The sequence below is a fragment of the Paenibacillus sp. Negev47 genome (genome assembly GCF_058313655.1).
On the sequence record NZ_CM177754.1, the window covers coordinates 1,428,601 to 1,448,450 of the forward strand.

Below are 19,850 nucleotides of genomic sequence, written 5' to 3' on the forward strand. Positions count from 1 at the left end.
GAAGCAGGAGGAAAATAATGTTACATTCTATGCTGGGGCGCTTCCGGCTGATGTTGTGGTTGCAGGGGATTTCGTATGTGTTGCTGCTGTTTGTTGCTTTTCCATTGAGGGATGCCGGGATTATGCCGCAGGCTGTCACATGGTTTGGAAATTTGTACGGTTTTTTGTTTTTAATGTATTTGTTGTTTATGGTGAGTTTGTACACTTCACAGAAATGGCGTTTGCGCCGTCCAATTGCTCTGTTCTTCGTTTCCTTCATTCCACTGGGGAACATGATCTACGATATTGTTGTATTCCGTAAGTTGTCTCGTCAATTAAATAAAGCTTGACTTTATTTAACGTTATGAAATATGATGAGTACAGGTTAAACAACCCGTTCCAACTAAAACTACATATTCCTGTTAAAGGGGAGTAGCTTTTACAGTAAAGTCGTCAATTCGGGATCATATCCCCGGCTTTATTGGCAGCAATTTTGTTGTTAGCGAGACCTTTACCAAGTTTTCATGCTCGGTAAAGGTCTCTTTTTGTGGATATAAAAGGACCTTACCAGTGATGGTAAAGGTCCTTTTTTTTGTACATCATAAGAATATTAAGGAGGAGTCAATTTTGGATGTTTCATTATTATTAGAATATGGGTGGGTGCTTGCTGTCTTAGTGGTCCTTGAAGGATTACTCGCAGCAGATAATGCATTGGTACTCGCAATTATGGTTAAACACTTGCCTGAAGATAAGCGCAAAAAAGCGTTGTTCTATGGTCTGATGGGTGCATTTGTTTTCCGTTTAGGTTCGTTGTTCCTGATCTCTTTCCTGGTCGATGTATGGCAGGTACAAGCGATCGGTGCCCTGTATCTCCTGTACATTTCGATTAACCACATCGTTAAAAAGATACTTGGCAGTCGCAATAAAACAGATGAAGCAGCTGATTCAACTCCGAAGAAGCCGAAAAAACAATCCGGTTTCTGGATGACGGTATTCAAAGTCGAAGTAGCCGATATCGCATTTGCAGTCGATTCCATTCTGGCTGCTGTTGCTCTGGCCGTGGCGTTGCCACCAAGTGGATTGCCTCCAATTGGGGGACTTGACGGTGGACAGTTTATCGTTATCTTCCTCGGTGGATTCATCGGGCTTGTGATCATGCGTTTTGCAGCCACATACTTCGTGAAATTGCTTCATTCCCGTCCAGGGCTTGAAGTTGCGGCTTTTGTCATCGTAGGTTGGGTAGGGGTTAAACTGGCAGTTATAACACTTGCACACCCTTCGTTGGGTGTTCTGGATGAGCATTTCCCGGAAAATAAAATTTGGAAATTCGGATTCTATATTGTACTGATCACCATTGCGGTATGTGGTTGGTTCCTGTCTTCCAAAGCTCCTGAAAAAGAAGACGAAAATCCGGTTGAAGAGTTGGAAAAACAAGCAGGATTGTAATAATAATGTTACGCTAACAACATCATTATTAGCTGCAAAACAGGAGGCTGTCCTAGGACAGTCTCCTGTTTTTGTTTGCATATGAAATATGCGCATGGTCCATTTTCCAAGAAAAGGGTTGACACATGAATTCTAGTCCCCTTAATATAAGACTAACATTAACGAAGGGAGGCCGAGAGACATGATGCTTGGTTATGATTTGATTCAAACAGGGCGCAACGTAGACACAATAGCATATCCGGCTCATCGTTTCATTGGCCTCATACGGTCGACATAGGAGATAGGCATATCGCTTAACAGGTGTATAAACGATATGCGTTCTTCGCGCTTATATTATAGCGATGGATGACAGCCACAGCATATTCATGCTGCTCTGTTCTCCGTTATTGTCATTCAGTAGAAGTCATGGGCGAATAGCCTATGGCTTTTTTATGTTTATTTTATACAAGGAATCAGCAAACCGAATTTGCTGAACGTACAGGAAGGAATAAAACACATTTATGAATACAGAGTTTAATTTATTTACCAAGCAGAACGAATGCGCAGGTGACTATCGGCATGAAGTGAAATTGCCTGCAGGCGATCTGACCGTATATGCGGCGCAACAGCTCTTCTCTTCGCTCGATTACAAGGTGTTCGAGATGGCGAACAATAATCTTCAGATTCCGGGAATCTCTTATATGAGTTACACACCAGACGTACATGTCGGTGTAGGTACCTGCATTGGAACGACAGCTGTGTGGGATGCACAGAGCGGATACGTATCTCCCTCCATCGTGGGCAGTGATATTGGGTGTGGCATGCGAGTGCATATGACGAACCTGCACAAGGACGAATTGAAAGATATCAAACTCCGCCGCAAACTCGTTAAGGCCATTGAGAAAGTATTGCCGATGGAGGCGAACCAGCGAGGCCATTACTCAGATATAAGACTGGAACATATTGTTCGTAAAGGGCTGCATGGGTTACCGAAAAAGTATATTCCGGACAGCTATACCCCAAAAAAATCAACCTCGATGACGCATGTGGAAAGTAGTAAGTTCGTTTACGATGAGGATGTATTAAACCACATTCCAGATATGACGTGGCATCGTTCGCATCGTCAGCTTGGTACACTGGGTGGGGGGAATCATTTTGCCGAAATCCAGGCGATTGAAATTGCAGAAGAGAATCGTGAAATCGCCGAAGCTTGGGGATTGTACGATGGACAGGTTGTGGTCATGATTCATTCCGGCTCGCGTGCATGGGGTGGTTATGTAAGTCAGACGAGTTCGTCGGCCATTGCCAAAGTCATGCAGCGCCTTAACCTGGGAACATCCGATCCGAGACTGGTCTTTGCCCCGCTTGAGCATGCGGAAGGTCGTCATTATGTGAATATGATGTATTCTGCTTTGAATTACGCCGTTGTCAATCGTCATCTGATTGCGTATGCTATTCGCGAGGCTTTCCGGGATGTGTTTGGCTCCAAATGTGAATTTCGTACATTGTACGATCTGATGCACAACTATGCTTGGGAGGAATCCCACGCAGACCAGGGTTCCGTTTTTGTACATCGGAAAGGTGCGACACGTGCGTTGCCAGCAGGGCACCCTGATAATCCGAAGCCTTATCTGGCAACAGGACATCCCGCGCTTATTCCCGGTTCCATGGGAACTGCTTCGTATATCATGGTGGGTCAGCCACAAGGCGCCGATAATTATTATTCAATATGTCACGGTGCGGGTCGGATCCGTTCACGGACGGCAACGAAGCGACTGGTTTCCGTGGAAGATTTTGCTTCGGCACTGGGTGTGGGTACAGAAGATGAGATTGTGGTAAACCAGCGCTCGCTTGAATCCATTATTGATGAGTCACCTCAGGCTTATAAAAATGTAGATGAAATTATAGACAGTGTTACCGGCGCAGGCCTGGCTCAAGTTGTAGCCAAATGCAAACCGCTTGTAGCGGTAAAGGGAGCGAAATAATGACAATAAACGAAAAACAAACCGATCCAACGCAAGCGATTTATACCTATGACGAACAACATGATACCCGAATTCGAGTGGAAGGGTACGCTATCTATTCAAGGCTCATCCGTGGAATCAGTGAGGCACTCAATCAGCGTTATGGGGTCGAATACAAGCTCTATGCCAGTTCTGACCCGAACAATGAATATTGGGAGTTACTCCGGGAAGACTTGCAGAATGGTAGTGCCGAAGTGGAATTGGTAGCCCGCATATTCGAGGATCTGGAGCTTCAGACGTTGCATTACGACGATGATGGAGATGTGCCCACCTATGGTGTGCATTACTCCATTCGTAATAACGTATTTGCCTATCCGAAATGGGGCGTTGCGCTTGTGCGTGTTCCATTTTTCCGAGAGAACGGAATCTACAGTGAAGACTTTGTCTTTGCTGTCGGTGATGAGGAGATGAAGCAATTTCTGGGAAGTGTCCGCGAACGGGAACGTCAGCAAAATATGAAAAAAGTGACGGTTTACACCGATGCCCGGAATGGCAGCGATCGCCATGTCGAATCCATCACTCGTTCCGTGGGAAGGGAAGATGTCGTTCTCTCGGCCCAGATCAAACAGGATATTTTCCGCTCGCTGGATCAATTCTTTGAAGCGGATCGTTCTTTTTACCGAGATTATGATATCCCGTACAAACGGGGAATTCTATTGTATGGACACCCTGGAAACGGCAAGACCACATTGGTGAAATCCATTGCTGGAAGTATCCCGGGACCGGCTGCGTATTGGCAGATTACGGAGTATACCAATAGTGAATCGGTGCGAGAAGTGTTCGAGGCTGCCAAACGGTTGGCACCGATGGTGCTGATTATTGAGGACATCGATTCGATGCCGGATGAAGTCCGTTCCTTTTTCCTGAATACACTGGATGGAGCAACTTCGAAAGAAGGCATTTTCCTGATCGGGACAACGAATTATCCGGAGAAAATAGACCCAGGCCTGATGAACCGTGCTGGACGGTTCGACCGAGCTTATGAAATTCCGTTGCCAGATGAAGAGCTTCGCCTGCAATATTTGCGGCAACGAGGCTTCACCATATTCGCGGGTGAAGCAGGCACGGTAGAGGCAGCCCGCCTGACCGACACCTTCTCTCTTGCGCAGTTGGGTGAGTTGTATGTCAGCGTTGCGCTGGAATGGCATCAGAATGGACAGACAGACATTGTGAAAGTCATTCAGTCGATGCGTGGCGAATTGGACAAGAGCCACAAACATACCTGGCTAGCGCAGCCGGGTAAGGAACGTGCAGGATTTTATTGATTGGTAGGATCGATTCATAATCGGAACATGGCCACTGTGACGTATATGAACTTTTAGTATGGGACTATAAATAATCCTACCTCAATTGGTGATACTAACCTTGTCTGCTCTAACATACAATGACTTTCGGGAGGTACATAACGCAGCCCTGAGCTGGTGAGATGCCGGAAAGTGACGCGATCTGTTTCCGTACTGGGCCGAGGCCTGTTTTGCAGAGAAGGATGCATCGGGACAAAAGGTAATATGCAAAAAAAATTATGCCAATTGTTTAAATGCTTCTGTAGCGGTTAATAGTAGACAGACAACAACAAAAACTTTAATTAGAGGTGAATGATATGGGTTGGTTATGGTCATTAATTATCGGTGGTATCATTGGTTGGTTGGCAGGTCTGATCGTTGGTCGTGACATCCCGGGTGGTGTAATTGGTAACATCATTGCTGGTTTCATCGGTGGATGGTTAGGTGGAGTAATCTTGGGAGATATGGGTCCTGAGATGGGCGGATTCCACATTGTACCTGCATTGATTGGTGCAATCGTTCTTGTAGCGATCGTAAGCTTGATCTTCCGTTCGATGGGACGTAGTCGCGGGTAACGAATTCAAGATAACTTCTTGAATAAGTTGTCAGCCATATGTAGTACAAAATGAAGAGGTTGATTGAGAGCCATAACCATGGCTTTCAATCAACCTCTTGTTGTTTTAAAATATAAGAATGTATGCGCACATTAGCATCAGTATTCTATAGGTAGTTTCGATAAGAAGGGATGAACGGAATGGAAAAAGCTACATTCGCCGGCGGATGTTTCTGGTGTATGGTTACACCGTTTGAAGAACAACCGGGCATTCATGGCATAATATCCGGCTATGCCGGTGGTCACGTCGAGAATCCAACATATGAGCAGGTCAAAACTGGAGAGACCGGTCATGTCGAAGTGGTTGAAATAACATTCGATCCAGATGTGTTCCCTTATGAACGACTGCTGGAGCTGTACTGGCCCCAGATTGATCCGACGGATGACGGAGGCCAGTTCCAGGATCGGGGTACACAGTATCGTACAGCGATCTTTGTGCATAATGAACGTCAGCGTGAGCTTGCTGAACAGTCCAAGCAGGAACTTGCAGCTAGTGTAAGATTCGATCAACCCATTGTTACGGAAATTCGTGATGCTGTCGTATTTTATCCGGCTGAAGACTATCATCAGAATTACCACAAGAAAAACGAGAAACACTATAAGGAAGACCGTGCGTTATCCGGACGGGACGAGTTTATAGAAGAAAATTGGAAATAGAATAAGGATATCCTGACAGTGAAAAGCCGGAGAGTTCTTTAATAGAACTTTTCCGGCTTTTTTTGGCTAGTATATGGAACTAGAATCACTGGCATACGATAAAGATCCTGATAGACTCTTTTTTATTTTGCAGGAGTGGACTTCAGTACATATTTGGACAATGACTCATTGTTCATGGAATAGATGAAATCATCCATATAAGTAGAGATACCTTCTAATGAAGGAACTGAAGCACTGGTGGTGTAGACATGTACGTCCTCCAGTTTCTGTGGATCAAGAATGTATCCTGTTTTGGCAAAATCAAGCTGGTACTGTCCATCCTGCGTCTGGTCCACACGCATAAGTGCAGGTTGTGCGTCCTTGAATGTACGCTCGGTCACTTTGCCTTTCATCGTGTACAGTTCCAGCTTCTGCCCTGTCAAGACTGTATAGCCGTTGCCAGCTGTCTGAATGTAGGCATCACCAGCAATGGCACGTCCCCAAGCGAGCTTGCCATCGATGCCAAAGCCCATCAGTCGGTTACCCGTGTTCTCGAAATTGGCGCGCATAAGAATGGAACCATCGCCCAGAATAGCCAGTGATTCACCGCCGCCATCTCCTAGTGTATTCGCACTGGCGGGGAATTGGTAGAAGGACAGACGATTCAACGTACGATCATAGATCTCCACTTTGGGATTCGCGGCTTGTTGCCAGAAGTTGCCTACCTTGGTTTGTTTACTGGCATCCACTACAATTCGACCATGATCAGCTTTAAGCACAGCACCGTTAATCGTCTTTTCGGTAATCAGCTTGCCCTTTTTGTCATATAACGAGATGGCTGAGCGAACTGAACCATTCGATTGTACGCCCTGACTTGTAGCAACCATCAGCGTATCGTTATCCAGTAGGGAAATACTTGCAGGTGAATTCACCGTTTTGACCCAGTTGGTTTTGCCAGATGTATTGAATGAGTACAATTTTTTGGTTTTGTCCGAATACTCCATATACACATATGCTGTACCGTTGCTTGCATATACCGAATCGGAGTAGGTTGTGTAAGGGCCACTTTTCTCATGGAATATCGTATTCCACTTCAATTGTCCAGTTGTCGCATCGAATGCCTGAAGGGAGTCCAGTTGCCAGTCCAGTGTTGTTTTGCTGCTTGTTTTGGTGACGGGCTGGGAAGCATGCACATATACGAGATTTTTCGAAGGCACGGCATAGATTTCCTTGATCAGGACATCTTTCTCTGTATTGGCCTCAGACAGCAACAGAGAAGATGATGTCCACGCCGGTTTGGGCATGGATTCGGGTGAGGCGGCAGCGTAACTCGTTGTATGCATGGTGAAGAGGAGCATGCCGCTAAGAATGAGGGCAGCCCATGTTTTGGACTTGTGTTTGGTCAATGTATGCAAGTGATAAACCACCTTTCTTCTTCGGTTCAAAATAGAACCGATTGTTGAATTTTACCATTGAAGTCAAGTTGAATTCAACCGAACATACTGTAACCTTTTATCATTCGTATATCGTATTATCTCTGTTTAATGAAGTGGGGCGGTTACAGGGATTTCATCTTCTTTCGATGAAGGGGGAAGTCTGATATATTTAGTGCGGTGACAAGCCATATCTGCATAAGACGTTGGATACAACATAGGAATGAACAAGGAGAAGAGCTATGAATTGGAGTGAAAATGTGACCCTATGGGTCATTGGATGTATCATCATATTGTTGATATTGACCTGGATTATTCGGCGTGTTATCGGGCGCGGGCAGCGGATCCGAAGTGAAGCCAATCCTCGTAAGATTACGATAAAGGACATCGACAAGATGGAGGACGGTTCGGAATTTGAATTATATCTCTATCATCTATTTGAAGAGCTCGGGTACGATGAGGTTCATAAAACGACAAGCAGCCGGGACTTCGGGGCTGATCTTGTATTTGTTGATCGACTCGGTAGACGAAGTGTTGTACAAGCGAAGCGATATGGTGCGAACCATCCCGTAGGGTTGAGTGCTGTGCAGGAAATCTATACATCCATGCGTTATTATGAAGCCGACCGATCGATTGTATTGACGTCTGCCCGTTACACCGAAGCCTGCAGGACACTTGCAGCGGTCAATGGAGTGAAGTTGCTGGATCGGGAAGACCTGATGGAGTTAATTCTGTTATTCAAAGCGAAAAGAATGGTAGAAGCACTGGAACTGATTGAGGAAGATGATCACGAACCGATTGAGACGTGGCAGTCCAGGCGAAAGCGGCAATCCCGCTAAGTACTTGGGTTGGGTGGAACCCTTTTAATGATGTATATGCCTATTCCAGTAGGAGCACCTTCACTTGCGTAGCTGCACATGATATATTGAGTGTATATCAACCAAAGGAGAGTGTAATCCATTATGGCACGTACACAAACACAAAAAGCATTACGCAAAGCAGAGCGGTCAAGTAAGTGGTGCTCGGAACAGAGCCGGAGAGTCAACGGTGATTATGGTGCGCTATCCCAGCATGTACGCCTCATGCCTACAAAGCAGGAAAAATTGCAAAAGGTCAAACACAAGAAGCAGATCATCCAGGATGGTGGTGCTTCTTTTTATTTTAGGAAGAACCTATACATATGACAACAGCGCTGCACATGAATAAGAAAATCGTTCGGCGTTTTTTGCTGCAAACACAAGCTTTACTGGGACGTTGGCCCGCAGTTTCCTTACCTTCGGGACCCGACCAAGTTTTGAGTCTGATCCGCTCCCTTGGCTGTGTGCAGATCGATCCTGTGGCTGCTGTAACCGGAAACCAGCATTTGGTGCTGGGTGCTCGTGACCCTGGTTATACTTCTAACAGTTTAAATGCGCTGCTGAGTGATCACAAGGTGTTTGAATATTTTGCAAATGCCGCCTGTGTCATTCCAATCGAAGTCTATGCTCTTTTTGAACCTGTGCGTGCTCGGTTAAGGGAGCGTCTGGCTCCGTCCTTACAAGGTCTGGAGAAAACAGTGCAGCATGTGTTACAGCGTTTGAAGGAAGAAGGGCCTTTACCTTCGAGAGCTTTCCGTGCTGTTGAACGGGTAAGTGGTTATTGGGACAGTGCGGATGTGCCGAAGACCAAGGATACAACACTTGCTCTGAATCTACTGTTGGACTCCGCTGTGATTCGAGTGGTGGCGAGGCAGGGGAATGAACGTTATTTTGATATTACCGAATCCGAATTGCAGCAACAGGGGCTTCCGATGAAAGAAGACATGGATGTGTTTGCCCAGAGACAGGCTCTACTGGATAAATACATTCATGCATATCGGGTTGTAGATGCCCGTGATCCCCGTCTGGGTTGGCTCAAATCTACAGCGGCTGAACGTCGCGCCGATATTGCTGCTCGTGTGTCAGATGGACGAATGATCCCGCTTGAGGTGGAGGACGTGGCGACACCTTATTATATTCGTGCTGAAGATGAGGATTTGCTACTACGTATGGAAAGGGAAGAGCCACACTATGATCCGTCAGGTCCGGTACGTTTCTTGCCGCCGCTGGACAACTTGTTATGGAGAAGAGAACGTATTGTGGATTTATTTGATTTTCATTATAAATGGGAGATTTATACGCCAGAGGTGAAAAGAACCTACGGGTATTATGCCATGCCTATTCTTCACGGTGATCGGCTGATTGGACGGATGGACCCCAGACTGGATCGCAAAACAGGAGTACTTACGGTCCGCTTGTTATCCATGGAGGAGACAGCTCCACCTGTGGAGGAATGGATCACGGATTTCAGAGAGGGGCTGCAATTCTTTGCATCCATGCATGGAGCGCGTTCCATCACCATGGATAAGACGGTACCGAAAGGGTTGAAAAAGCTGCTAAAATCGATTTGATTAGGGAATATGCGAGGAGTATACGGGTACGGGAATTGGAATTAATGAAAGGATCTAAAAGGACAAAAAAAAGGGGGAGCCCAAAATGGCTCCTCCTTCATTGATTTTAAAATTATAACTTTAGCAATACATCCGCAGTGCTAACGAAAACCTAAGCTCACGTCCACACAAAGAATTCTTTAGTTCACCAGATGGGGCATTTCAACGTTCGGATCAACATCTGCTTCATAATCCACGCCATCTGTCTCAAAACCAAACAGTTGGAAGAATTCGCGACGATAACCTTCCAGATCGGACAGATCGTAGATGTTCTCTGTGGTCAATTCATTCCAGAGGTTCGCTACTTCTTCCTGAACGTCAGCTCTCATCTCCCAATCGTCAATGCGAATACGGCCTTCGGCATCGGTTGGAACTTCTCCTCCAGCATACAGGCGATCAGCGAACAGACGTTGCAATTGCTCGATGCAGCCTTCATGCAGGCCTTTTTCTTTCATGACTTTGTACAATGCTGAGATGTACAGCGGCACCACTGGAATGGCGGAGCTGGATTGGGTCACCAGCGCTTTGGCTACTGTTACGTACGCACGTCCACCTTTTGCACTTAGACGATCATTCAGCTTGCGTGCAGTGGTTTCCAGATGATTCTTGGCCTGACCGATGGAACCATCACGATAAATGGCATGGGTAAGTTCAGGGCCGATGTAGGAGAAAGCGATCGTTGTTGCATCATCAGCAAGCACACCACCTTGTTGAAGGGCATCCATCCACAGTTCCCAATCGTCTCCGCCCATAACGGTTACCGTTTGACGAATTTCTTCCTCAGTTGCCGGTTCAAGAGTAACGGAACTGATCTCGCCTGTATGGAAATTCACTGTTTTGTTCGTGTAGGATTGTCCGATGGGCTTCAACACAGAGTTGTATACTTCTCCCGTGTTCGGATCAATACGACGTGCGGAGGCTACGCTGTATACAACCAGATCCACTTGACCGAGTTCACTGCGAATCAGTTCAACGGCTTTGTCTCTTGTTTCGTTTGCGAAGGCATCACCTGTGATGCTGTACGATTTCAGGCCTGCTTCTTCAGCGGCTTTTTCGAATGCAGCGGAGTTGTACCAACCTGCTGAAGCTGTACGTTTTTCTGTAGAACTGCTCGGACGGTAAATGCCGATCGTATTCGCTCCTGCTCCAAAAGCAGAAACAACGCGTGACGCTAGTCCGTATCCGGTGGAAGCACCGATGACGAGCACATTTTTGGGGCCTTTCAGTTCCGGCTGGGATTTTACATAATCAATCTGTTCCTGCACTTGCGCAGCGCAACCTACAGGATGGGAAGTGGTACAAATAAAACCACGTGTTCTTGGTTTAATAATCATTTATTTGCATCCTTTCATATTCAGCTCATGTTTTCAGCATTTCGATAAAATGCTCTTACACATACTCTCTTATTGTAAAACAATTATCTGGGAAACGGAAACCGTTTCGGTTGATTTTGCCGGAAGGTTGGTGTTATAACTTTATTTACTCACAGGTAATGTTATAGCCTTCCTCTGATTCGGTAATGCTTTTTGTAGAAATTCAACTTCTTCATTGTCGAAGTAATCGATCTTGGTTTTGCCTTAGACTGATTAAGGGCGTGTTGTGGCTGCGTGCTGATCATCTGCACGTTTGGGATACTGATGATATAAATCAGAAGTCCAATTCAAAGCGGGCTATTTCGGCAATCGTATTGGCTACCCTCTTTTTTTGTGAAGCGGAGTCTGCTTGACTACTACATGCAATCATAACACCCCAATTGGATTATGAAATTGTTTAATAGATTTGCATAGTGTATGGTTGCCATTATTGATGTCTTGGGCCCAGAAAACATAATGCCTCTTAAAGTCGCTAAAATAGCGACTTTTTTGGTTTTTCGCCCCGAGTCGAGTATAAGGACTGGTACCGATTAAGATTAGAACAGTACATTTCCGACCACCTTTCGTTAAGCTATTGAACATGCTTCTATCACGACTGTGATGAGAACTTGTTCAAATTAAGGACGGTCGTAAGGCAAGTCTATAAAAATCCGCCCAACCATAAGCGTTTGTTTGCATTCCTATTAGTCGATTGTCGTAGTATGTGGTCTGGTTTAGGTGGTACAAAAAGAATACAGCCCGTGTATTTCTGAGCCATTGTTCCGTTTCCTGGGTCTTTTGGATCCGTTTGTTCACATCGGGCTCGCTTTCGATCATACGTAATCTAATGTGTAGATGCTCATAAATCTCAGGGGATAGGTGCCTACGTACGACGTGACGATCATCAAACATAAGACGTAAGAAAGAAATAACTGAATTATCATCAACAACAGCGTTAGCTAATACAAGGTCTGCGGCATCGATTATCTCTGGCCGTATAAACTCTTCATAATCTCGAACCTCTACGTTGATTTTTATTCCATATTCAGCGCATTGTTCGCTAAACCAGCGAGCATTACGCTCCAAGGAATCCCCCAAGATATGATAGGTCAGAAGCGATAGTGATTGTTCTGGTTGAAAGGGAGGTGGCACTAGAAAAGTAGGTTCTGTTTTCAAGTAGCTATGATCATCATTCATACATTCATGCTCTTGCATTCGGTCCGCTATTAGGCTCCATTCTGGGAGAAAACTGTATGCTGCACTATAGGTATGATCGTTGAGACCAGCATTCATGCGTTGCGGATTAGCTGCAAGACAAAGCCAGCGACGAAAATCGCTAGATTTGAGAGGTCCTGGCTTGTTCAACTGAAATGTCATATACGTGCATCCCGCTTCAACTTTTTCAATGTCAGGTGGACGATTGTTTCGTGTGTGAAGTTGAAAAGGATGAATATAAGGGAGCGTATCCCCTGCCATTTCCTTTATCGGCAATGGACGATAACGAGTTTCCGGTATGATCCACAGTTCCACTCGGTCGAGCTGAGCTCGTCCCGAAAAATAAGCAGGGAAGGCCTCAAGGACAATCTGGAAGTTATCGTTCTCAATCACCCGGAACGGGCCACTTCCAATAGGAAAACGTGCAAATTCCCCAGGCGATAGTTTTGAGGAAGAAAGGGGAAGGATTGAAGCACGCGGAGAAGCAAACAGTTGGGGAAGAAGATGATAAGGTCGTTTAAGCTTAATCTCTACACAGTAAGGGCCTAATGCTCGAATACGATCCAATGGAAGCTCAGTCCATTCCGTTCGTCCAAAATCAGTAGATGTTAAACGCTTAAGGGTATAGACAACATCCTTCGCATGCAATTCGGAATTATCGTGAAAGAGTATCCCTTTTCGTATGTAAAAAGTCCATGTGGTTTCCATGTTATCCGTTTCCCAGTAATAAGCCACATGAGGAATGATTTCGTTGTTGTCATCACTCATAGTAAGAAGCGTATCAAAGAGTTGCCTAGCCATATGCCACTCTGTGCGTCGAAGGGTAAATATAGGATCTAGATTAGGCATACTTCGGTAAAAGGGCAGACGCAGGGTGTCTAGTTGATAATTCTCAGTCTTATCGACTCGGTAACCATACTGTCCCTCTAGCCAATGTACAAAACGACCACGTGTTATATCATCCACGTCATGCTCTTCAAGTAATCTTATTCCATCATGAAACCTTCCTTTACTCGTTGCTTCCTGGGCTAGTGTAAGCACTACCTCCGCTTCAGAAGTTAATATCGTCAGTGTTGAACGATTACCTCTTCCGCGCCCTGGGGACCAAGCAATCCACCCAATCGTAGACAAACGACGTACGATCCACTTTACATTACGTGGTGTACAGTTCCATACTGTGCCCAGCTCTTGTAAAGTCGTCTTCTGTGAAATCTGTGGTTCTAGCTTGCCAAATAATTTTTTGAGATTGAAGAAATGCTCCGATAACTGCAGAAGATTCACCTCCAAATAAAAGGGGAAGTTTTAAATCGAAAAGTATACTCTTTTTATATCCCTTTTTTCAACTACAATCATAGCATACGAACCATAAACTTAGCTGGATGGGAGGCTCATATTATGGAAATTATTTTTGCCACTTGGAATCCAAGAAAAACTCAATGGATAAAGGAAGGACTATTGAAATTACCGATTCCAATAAGGGCGTTGTTTGCAGGTGAAGTGGACGAAGTTGATGAGAATGGAAATACCTTTGAGGAAAATGCACTTTTAAAAGCCAACGCAGTTCAGATAGCATTAAATAGGATAATCGTTGCGGAAGACTCAGGATTATGTGTACATGTTTTAGACGGAGACCCAGGTGTTCGTACTGCCCGGTGGGCTCCAGGTACGGATGATGATCGAAGTTTAAAATTGCTTAAGGAGTTAAAACATGTAACCAACCCTTTACATCGTGCAGCACGATTTAAAAGTGTAATCGCAATCCGTTTTCCGGATGGTAGTAGTTCTTTTACATATGGAGAGTTAGAAGGAAGAATTGCGTTCAGTCAACGTGGTAAACTAGCGAGCGGGTATTCTCGCATCTTTGAGTTACCCAACGGGCTAACCATCGCTGAAAATGGATTACCTACCGTTGAAGTCAATGATCATCATTCGCAGGCTTTAGCAATGGCAACGGAGCGTATTAAAGAATGGATCATTGCTCACGAAGCAAGAGGTGATTCTCTTGACTAAGGATAGAGTAAGTCATTTTGGTAAAGTCAAAGATCATTATTTCCTCGCCATTGGTGCAGCCGTATTAGTCACCTTGCTGTGGTCGACTTCTTACATCCTAAACAAGATTGCATTTCAACATCATATTGGACCTTTTACACTAGCTGGATTACGATACAGCGTTTCAGCAGTAACATTGGTGCTCGTTCGGTTGATTCTGGTAAATCGAAATAGTATAGCACCAAACAAGCATGTTCAGAAGGAAAGAGTACGTATCCAATTACGACCATATTATATAATTGTTCTAGGATTATCTGGGTATCTAATGGCACAGGGACTGCAGTACGCAGGACAGATACTAATTACACCAACACAAACGAGCATGATGCTCTCCGTTGGTAACACTGCAGCTTTAATTGTACTAGACGTTTGTTGGCTTAGAGAGTTACGTTGTCGCTCATCATTTTTAGGGATATTGGCAGCAATGGCTGGTGTTATCATTTTCTATTTCCCTTGGGATTTTGGGGGAAGCCATTTTACTGGAATTGTTCTAATACTCGCTTCTTGTGCTGGATATGCTATCCATCTGGGACTAACAAGGCACTTACTTAAAAACGGAAAAGCAAGTCCAGGTGATTTAGTTCTCATGCCCATGGCGATTGGTGCCTTTGGGATGTTAGCAATCGGTCTGATTTTTGAAGGTTTACCAAGCTTCTCTTGGCCACTTGTCGGGATCATACTTTGGTTAGGGATCATTAATGGTTCATTTGCATTCTCCTTATGGACTTGGAGTCAAAAGCACTTGCGAGCCTATGAAAACAGTCTAATCAACAATTTGATGCTATTGGAGGTAGCTGCATTGGATATTCTCATTTTACATCGTAATTTTTCGGTTGTTGAAGTTTTGGGACTACTGATTGTAGGATTCGCTGTAGTATTCGTACAAATATACTCTTATTTTAAAAGACCTACTCATCAGCCAGATGATGATTGCTTAAACAACTAGACCCCAATTAGTGGAATTCCAGTAGAAATGAAGCCCTGAACCTGTGAACCCGAAAGCCTTGTATTTTGAGGAAGTTAACTCTAAAGAAGCCGATTCCTGCAGGAGTCGGCTTCTTGGGGGCGTTAGCAAGCAATCAGACAATGCCTAGGCGCATTCGGTAAGAAAAGAGTACTGTTCTGGATTGTCCATCGAATATTCGGTTTGCGAGTGCTCTGAAATCGTCTGCCATCTTATTAAATTCCGTTGCTCCGAGCTTCAACGCCGTTTGCAAGCCGCCTTGACTCAAGGCTAGATTGACGTAACGATCGGCCGTGAATGTCTCGTGGTGATGAAACACAATTTCCCGAACATATCGGAACAAGCCAGATTGCTGGATCTGCTGCAGATGTCCATCCTTGCTCCACTTATGTGCCTGATTCTCTTGGCTAGAAAGTTGGGAAGCGCGGTCATCTGCTGTATAGACTAATTGTTGGTACGCTTGTTCAAGCTGCCAATTCAGCATTGGAGGCCAGTCACAGTCATAAGCGGCGAAGATGCCTCCTGGTCGCAACACGCGGGCGAACTCGCGTAGTGTGGGTTGCGGCTCCATCCAGTGAAACGATTGGGAGCAGGTCAACACATCGACACTACCATCCGGAAGCCCCAGGTCATGAGACAAGCCGGACACGAACCGGAGGTTATCCGGCTTGCCCGCAGATTCCCACTTGGACTCCGCTACAGACCTCATGTCATCGCTGGGTTCGAAGCCAATAATGCGTTCTGCCTTATTAAGCCAGATCCACGAGGATAAGCCGGTCCCACAGCCAACATCTGCGACCATACGTGGCGTGCTGCCAAGATATGTCGTTAGAATATCCACTACTTCAGTGGGAGCAGCAGGTCGATTCTGATCGTATAACGTACCGAAACCTTTGAAACGTTCCACATTGTTGCGTCTGATGTCCTGCATGGATAAACCTCCTTCGGTCAGATGTAGAATGAGAGTCACCTGTAATCAAAAGTTGTATAGGCCTATATTATATCATTCATTGTCGGGTTATTTGTACATGACGTTCTGCAAATGTTCAACGGCTTTGATGTGGCGCCTGAGCAACTCTTGTCCAACATGAGCGGGCTCGATTACGGTCAACTCGGAACCAAACGATAGCAGGAAGGAGTAGAGCCATTCCCCTACATTTAGATCGAGAGAAACACGGAGCCTGCCATCCGGCTCCTTTGTAATGAGAGACGGTTCAAAAAAATCATGAACTCGGTATGCGATAGTGCTAGAGAATGAGAGTGTCAGAGACGTCAGGGCGGTGGCAGCCTCTGATTCAGGATGGGTTGATTCTGCAGTGACGGGATGATCATGTTTTCGCGTCAGAAAAGTCAACTGGGTGATCCGTTTCATCTTGAATGTCTCGAATTCTCTCCGATCAGGATCATCATGAATATATCCTTTGAAGTACCATGTACTATTTTTGAATATAAGCTTCTGTGGCTCCACGGTTGGAATACTCTTCTCACCATCCGAATTAATGTAGTGAAACGTAATCAGTTGATTCGTTAATATGGCTTGTTTCACTTGATTGAACACTTCTCTCTCCTGCAGGGGGATACTGCCCCAGGGTGAAAAATTGAATTCGATCCAGTCCAGCTTATGATCAAACAAGGCGGTTAACCGTTGAAGCATATGGGCGCTGTTCAGATGGGGAATCGCACTGACGCTATAGAGACCCATCAAAATTTCATTTTGGTCTTCTTCCGACAGCAGCGACTTGTCCATGACATAGTTGTCCATCAGATGTATACCCCCATGCTTGCCGGTCGTGGTATAGACGGGAATGCCCGCAGCGCTCAGCCGGTCGATATCACGGTACACCGTGCGTACAGAAATCTCGAACAAACGGGCGAGTTCGGGAGCAGTAGCTTTCTTTTTCTCCAATAACAAAAGCAACATTCGAAATAATCGGTTATTTTCCATGCCATAATTATACCATGACAATAGGTGTCAGGGTATGGATGGTACACTGGTCATATAGTCTTGTTGAGATATGAAGGAGGAACTGATCATGACAATGAAAGAAGGATTCTACTGGGGTGGCGCAACGGCTGCCAATCAATTCGAGGGTGGATGGAATCAAGGTGGCAAAGGACCGAGCACGTCTGACATGATGACAGGGGGAACCCACACGATCCCACGCCGGATTACGCCTGTATTGGAAGAAGGCACGTATTATCCGAGCCATGAAGCGGTTGATTTTTACGGACATTACAAAGAAGATATTGCCATGATGGCAGAGATGGGCTTCAAAATGTTCCGCATGTCCATCAACTGGTCCCGGATCTATCCAAATGGTTACGATCTGGAGCCAAACGAAGAGGGATTACAGTTCTACGACAACGTCTTTGCCGAGTTGAAAAAGTACAATATTGAGCCGCTCGTAACGATCTCCCATTACGAAACGCCATTTGGTCTGACACAGAAGTATAACGGTTGGGCTTCCCGTGAAGTCATCGACTGTTATATCCGTTATTGTACAACGCTCTTCAACCGGTACAAGGATCAAGTGAAATACTGGTTGACATTCAACGAGATTAACTGTCTGACGATGCCGATGGGTGCTTATATGGCTGCAGGTATTTTGTTTGAAGGCAAAGAGACGCTGGTCGACGGAGTGGATGATCCACAGACTCGTTTCCAGGCATTACATCATCAATTCGTCGCGAGTGCCAAAGCAGTGAAGCTGGGACATGAGATCAACCCTGATTTCCAGATCGGCTGTATGGTCGCTTTCATGACAACCTATCCAAACACATGTAACCCGGACGACATGTTGCTTGCACAGAAGAAAGACCAAATCTCCAATATGATCTGCGGCGATGTTCAGGTTCGTGGTGCATACCCTGGATTCGCCAAACGGTTCTTCGCGGAGCAGGGCATCCAGATCGAGATGCAACCGGGAGACGAGCAGACTTTGCGTGAAGGTTGCGTAGACTTCTATTCCTTCAGTTATTACATGTCTTTGGTTGAAAGTGCAGACGAGTCACTCGAGAGAGCAGAAGGTAATCTGCTTGGCGGTATCAAAAATCCATATCTCGAAGCCTCTGACTGGGGTTGGCAGATCGATCCGAAAGGACTGCGTTACACGTTGAATCATCTGTATGATCGTTATCAGATTCCATTGATGGTGGTTGAGAACGGTCTGGGCGCTGTTGATGTGGTAGAAGAAGACGGCTCCATTCAGGATGACTATCGCATTGATTATCTGAAAGGTCACATTGAACAGATGAAAGAAGCGGTAGCTGACGGCGTAGATCTCATTGCCTACACGATGTGGGGATGTATCGACCTGGTTAGTGCTTCAACTGGAGAGATGAAGAAGCGTTATGGCTTCATTCATGTCAATAAGGACAACGACGGTAATGGGGACCTTAGCAGAACACCGAAGAAGAGTTTCCACTGGTACAAAAAAGTCATTGAATCCAATGGTGAAGAATTATAATTTGGCGTAAAAATACAAGACATGCCTGTTCCCTTAAATGGGACAGGCGGGTTCATATGGTCCTGAACGAGTTCAGAACTACTGTACATGAATGTAGAAATACCCGGCGATCCTTCAGTTAAGGAAAGCCGGGTATTTCTTTGTGCAGTACAATAGCTATTCTATGCCAGTCTTCTGGAATGTAATTGGGACATGCGCTCCAAATGACGCTGATAAAACCATATGCATGTGGAAAGCCAGCAACCACTTAAGAAGTATCCGCCAACGATATCACTTGGATAGTGCACACCCAAGTAGATACGACTTATCCCGATGGTCAGTATAAAGACGGCACTGGCAATGATCATCAGCACACGTCCGGTGACGGTAGGTACATGTTTCCAGATCAGAAAGGCCAGTCCACCATATAGGCTGAACGCCGCCATGGAATGTCCGCTGGGGAAACTGTATCCACTCACTTCAATAATACGGTTAATGGTAGGTCTGGCACGTTGGAATACCAGCTTGAGCAATGCATTTAACAGGGTTGAACCGACGAGTACGCAAGCCAGGAAAAGCAGTTCGCGTTTGTGTCGAAGGCACACGTATAACACAATCATGGCGATGATTGTAATGATGACCACGGGCTTCCCGCCGCCAATCCAGGTGAACAACTGCATGAATTGCGTCATACTGGCGGATTCCAACCCCTGAATCCATCCAATTAGGGTATCATCAAATCGATGAATCTGGTTGTCACTGATGGACAGGGCGATGCTTACAAAAGCAATCATGCATAACGCTGCAACGAGCAGCGGGAATGTGATGTTCCTTTTCCAGTTTTGCATCAAATGTTCAGTTCCTCCGCGATGTTTGATTTCGTATGTTGTGTCTGCGAAATGCGATCATAGACATATTGGTATTATGCTATAATTTTACAATAAATATTGCAGCAATAAAAATA

18 protein-coding genes are annotated in these 19,850 nt (G+C 45.4%); 12 read left to right on the forward strand and 6 right to left on the reverse strand.

The features are described from left to right. The first annotated feature begins 17 nt into the window (after nt 1–17). The 6 genes from AC4G47_RS06585 to msrA all read left to right on the forward strand — a co-directional run bounded on the left by AC4G47_RS06585 (nt 18) and on the right by msrA (nt 5,981). Nucleotides 18–329, forward strand: coding sequence for a DUF3817 domain-containing protein (locus AC4G47_RS06585; RefSeq protein ID WP_491105360.1), 312 nt, complete (start codon nt 18–20; stop codon nt 327–329). Nucleotides 330–606: 277 nt separating this feature from the next. Next, nucleotides 607–1,425 (forward strand): TerC family protein, encoded by an 819-nt coding sequence (locus tag AC4G47_RS06590; RefSeq protein ID WP_458123737.1) that lies wholly within the window; start codon nt 607–609, stop codon nt 1,423–1,425. 500 nt (nt 1,426–1,925) lie between these two features. Continuing rightward, entirely contained in the window at nt 1,926–3,389 is a 1,464-nt protein-coding gene (locus AC4G47_RS06595; protein WP_491105362.1) for an RtcB family protein, read from the forward strand. After that, nucleotides 3,389–4,693, forward strand: a complete 1,305-nt coding sequence (locus AC4G47_RS06600; protein ID WP_458123735.1) for an ATP-binding protein — start codon at nt 3,389–3,391, stop codon at nt 4,691–4,693. The genes AC4G47_RS06595 and AC4G47_RS06600 overlap by 1 nt, the downstream gene beginning before the upstream one ends. Before the next feature lie 335 nt (nt 4,694–5,028). Then, nucleotides 5,029–5,286: a GlsB/YeaQ/YmgE family stress response membrane protein gene (locus AC4G47_RS06605; RefSeq protein ID WP_062835823.1), complete on the forward strand. Its 258-nt coding sequence runs from the start codon at nt 5,029–5,031 to the stop codon at nt 5,284–5,286. A 179-nt stretch (nt 5,287–5,465) separates the two neighbouring features. After that, nucleotides 5,466–5,981 (forward strand): peptide-methionine (S)-S-oxide reductase MsrA, encoded by a 516-nt coding sequence (gene msrA, locus AC4G47_RS06610; protein WP_491105364.1) that lies wholly within the window; start codon nt 5,466–5,468, stop codon nt 5,979–5,981. A 122-nt stretch (nt 5,982–6,103) separates the two neighbouring features. Here the strand turns inward: msrA and AC4G47_RS06615 are convergent, their stop codons facing one another. After that, nucleotides 6,104–7,375, reverse strand: coding sequence for a hypothetical protein (locus AC4G47_RS06615; RefSeq protein ID WP_491105366.1), 1,272 nt, complete (start codon nt 7,373–7,375; stop codon nt 6,104–6,106). Nucleotides 7,376–7,635: 260 nt separating this feature from the next. On the opposite strand from AC4G47_RS06615, the gene AC4G47_RS06620 reads away from it, so the two are divergent. From AC4G47_RS06620 to AC4G47_RS06630, 3 genes are all read left to right on the forward strand, one after another. Next, nucleotides 7,636–8,232: a restriction endonuclease gene (locus AC4G47_RS06620; RefSeq protein ID WP_491105368.1), complete on the forward strand. Its 597-nt coding sequence runs from the start codon at nt 7,636–7,638 to the stop codon at nt 8,230–8,232. 123 nt (nt 8,233–8,355) lie between these two features. Further along, nucleotides 8,356–8,577, forward strand: a complete 222-nt coding sequence (brfA, locus tag AC4G47_RS06625; RefSeq protein ID WP_491105370.1) for a ribosome rescue factor BrfA — start codon at nt 8,356–8,358, stop codon at nt 8,575–8,577. Continuing rightward, the gene (locus AC4G47_RS06630) at nt 8,574–9,821 is read left to right on the forward strand and encodes a DNA glycosylase AlkZ-like family protein (protein ID WP_491105371.1); all 1,248 of its coding nucleotides are present in this window, start codon (nt 8,574–8,576) and stop codon (nt 9,819–9,821) included. The genes brfA and AC4G47_RS06630 overlap by 4 nt, the downstream gene beginning before the upstream one ends. 179 nt (nt 9,822–10,000) lie before the next feature. Here the strand turns inward: AC4G47_RS06630 and fabV are convergent, their stop codons facing one another. Both fabV and AC4G47_RS06640 read right to left on the reverse strand, forming a co-directional pair. Continuing rightward, nucleotides 10,001–11,194: an enoyl-ACP reductase FabV gene (fabV, locus tag AC4G47_RS06635; RefSeq protein ID WP_458123730.1), complete on the reverse strand. Its 1,194-nt coding sequence runs from the start codon at nt 11,192–11,194 to the stop codon at nt 10,001–10,003. 651 nt (nt 11,195–11,845) lie between these two features. Then, entirely contained in the window at nt 11,846–13,708 is a 1,863-nt protein-coding gene (locus tag AC4G47_RS06640) for an ABC transporter substrate-binding protein (RefSeq protein WP_491105373.1), read from the reverse strand. A gap of 114 nt (nt 13,709–13,822) precedes the next feature. On the opposite strand from AC4G47_RS06640, the gene AC4G47_RS06645 reads away from it, so the two are divergent. Together AC4G47_RS06645 and AC4G47_RS06650 are read left to right on the forward strand one after the other, a co-directional pair. Continuing rightward, entirely contained in the window at nt 13,823–14,437 is a 615-nt protein-coding gene (locus tag AC4G47_RS06645) for a non-canonical purine NTP pyrophosphatase (protein ID WP_491105375.1), read from the forward strand. Further along, nucleotides 14,430–15,422 (forward strand): DMT family transporter, encoded by a 993-nt coding sequence (locus AC4G47_RS06650; protein WP_491105377.1) that lies wholly within the window; start codon nt 14,430–14,432, stop codon nt 15,420–15,422. Before AC4G47_RS06645 ends, AC4G47_RS06650 begins: the two co-directional genes overlap by 8 nt. Before the next feature lie 133 nt (nt 15,423–15,555). On the opposite strand, the gene AC4G47_RS06655 is transcribed toward AC4G47_RS06650, so the two are convergent. Continuing rightward, on the reverse strand, nt 15,556–16,371 hold the full coding sequence (locus AC4G47_RS06655) for a class I SAM-dependent methyltransferase (protein WP_491105379.1): 816 nt from the start codon (nt 16,369–16,371) through the stop codon (nt 15,556–15,558). Between the two features lie 87 nt (nt 16,372–16,458). Continuing rightward, a complete protein-coding gene (locus AC4G47_RS06660; RefSeq protein ID WP_491105380.1) occupies nt 16,459–17,385 on the reverse strand; it encodes a helix-turn-helix transcriptional regulator in 927 nt (308 codons plus the stop codon). A gap of 88 nt (nt 17,386–17,473) precedes the next feature. Between AC4G47_RS06660 and AC4G47_RS06665 the strand changes: the two genes are divergently transcribed. Beyond that, the gene (locus AC4G47_RS06665) at nt 17,474–18,907 is read left to right on the forward strand and encodes a glycoside hydrolase family 1 protein (protein ID WP_458123724.1); all 1,434 of its coding nucleotides are present in this window, start codon (nt 17,474–17,476) and stop codon (nt 18,905–18,907) included. A gap of 161 nt (nt 18,908–19,068) precedes the next feature. Here AC4G47_RS06665 and AC4G47_RS06670 read toward each other — a convergent pair whose 3' ends face one another. Further along, nucleotides 19,069–19,734 carry a phosphatase PAP2 family protein gene (locus AC4G47_RS06670; RefSeq protein WP_491106655.1) on the reverse strand — a complete coding sequence of 222 codons (666 nt, stop codon included), beginning with the start codon at nt 19,732–19,734 and terminating at the stop codon, nt 19,069–19,071. Between the last annotated feature and the right edge of the window lie 116 nt (nt 19,735–19,850).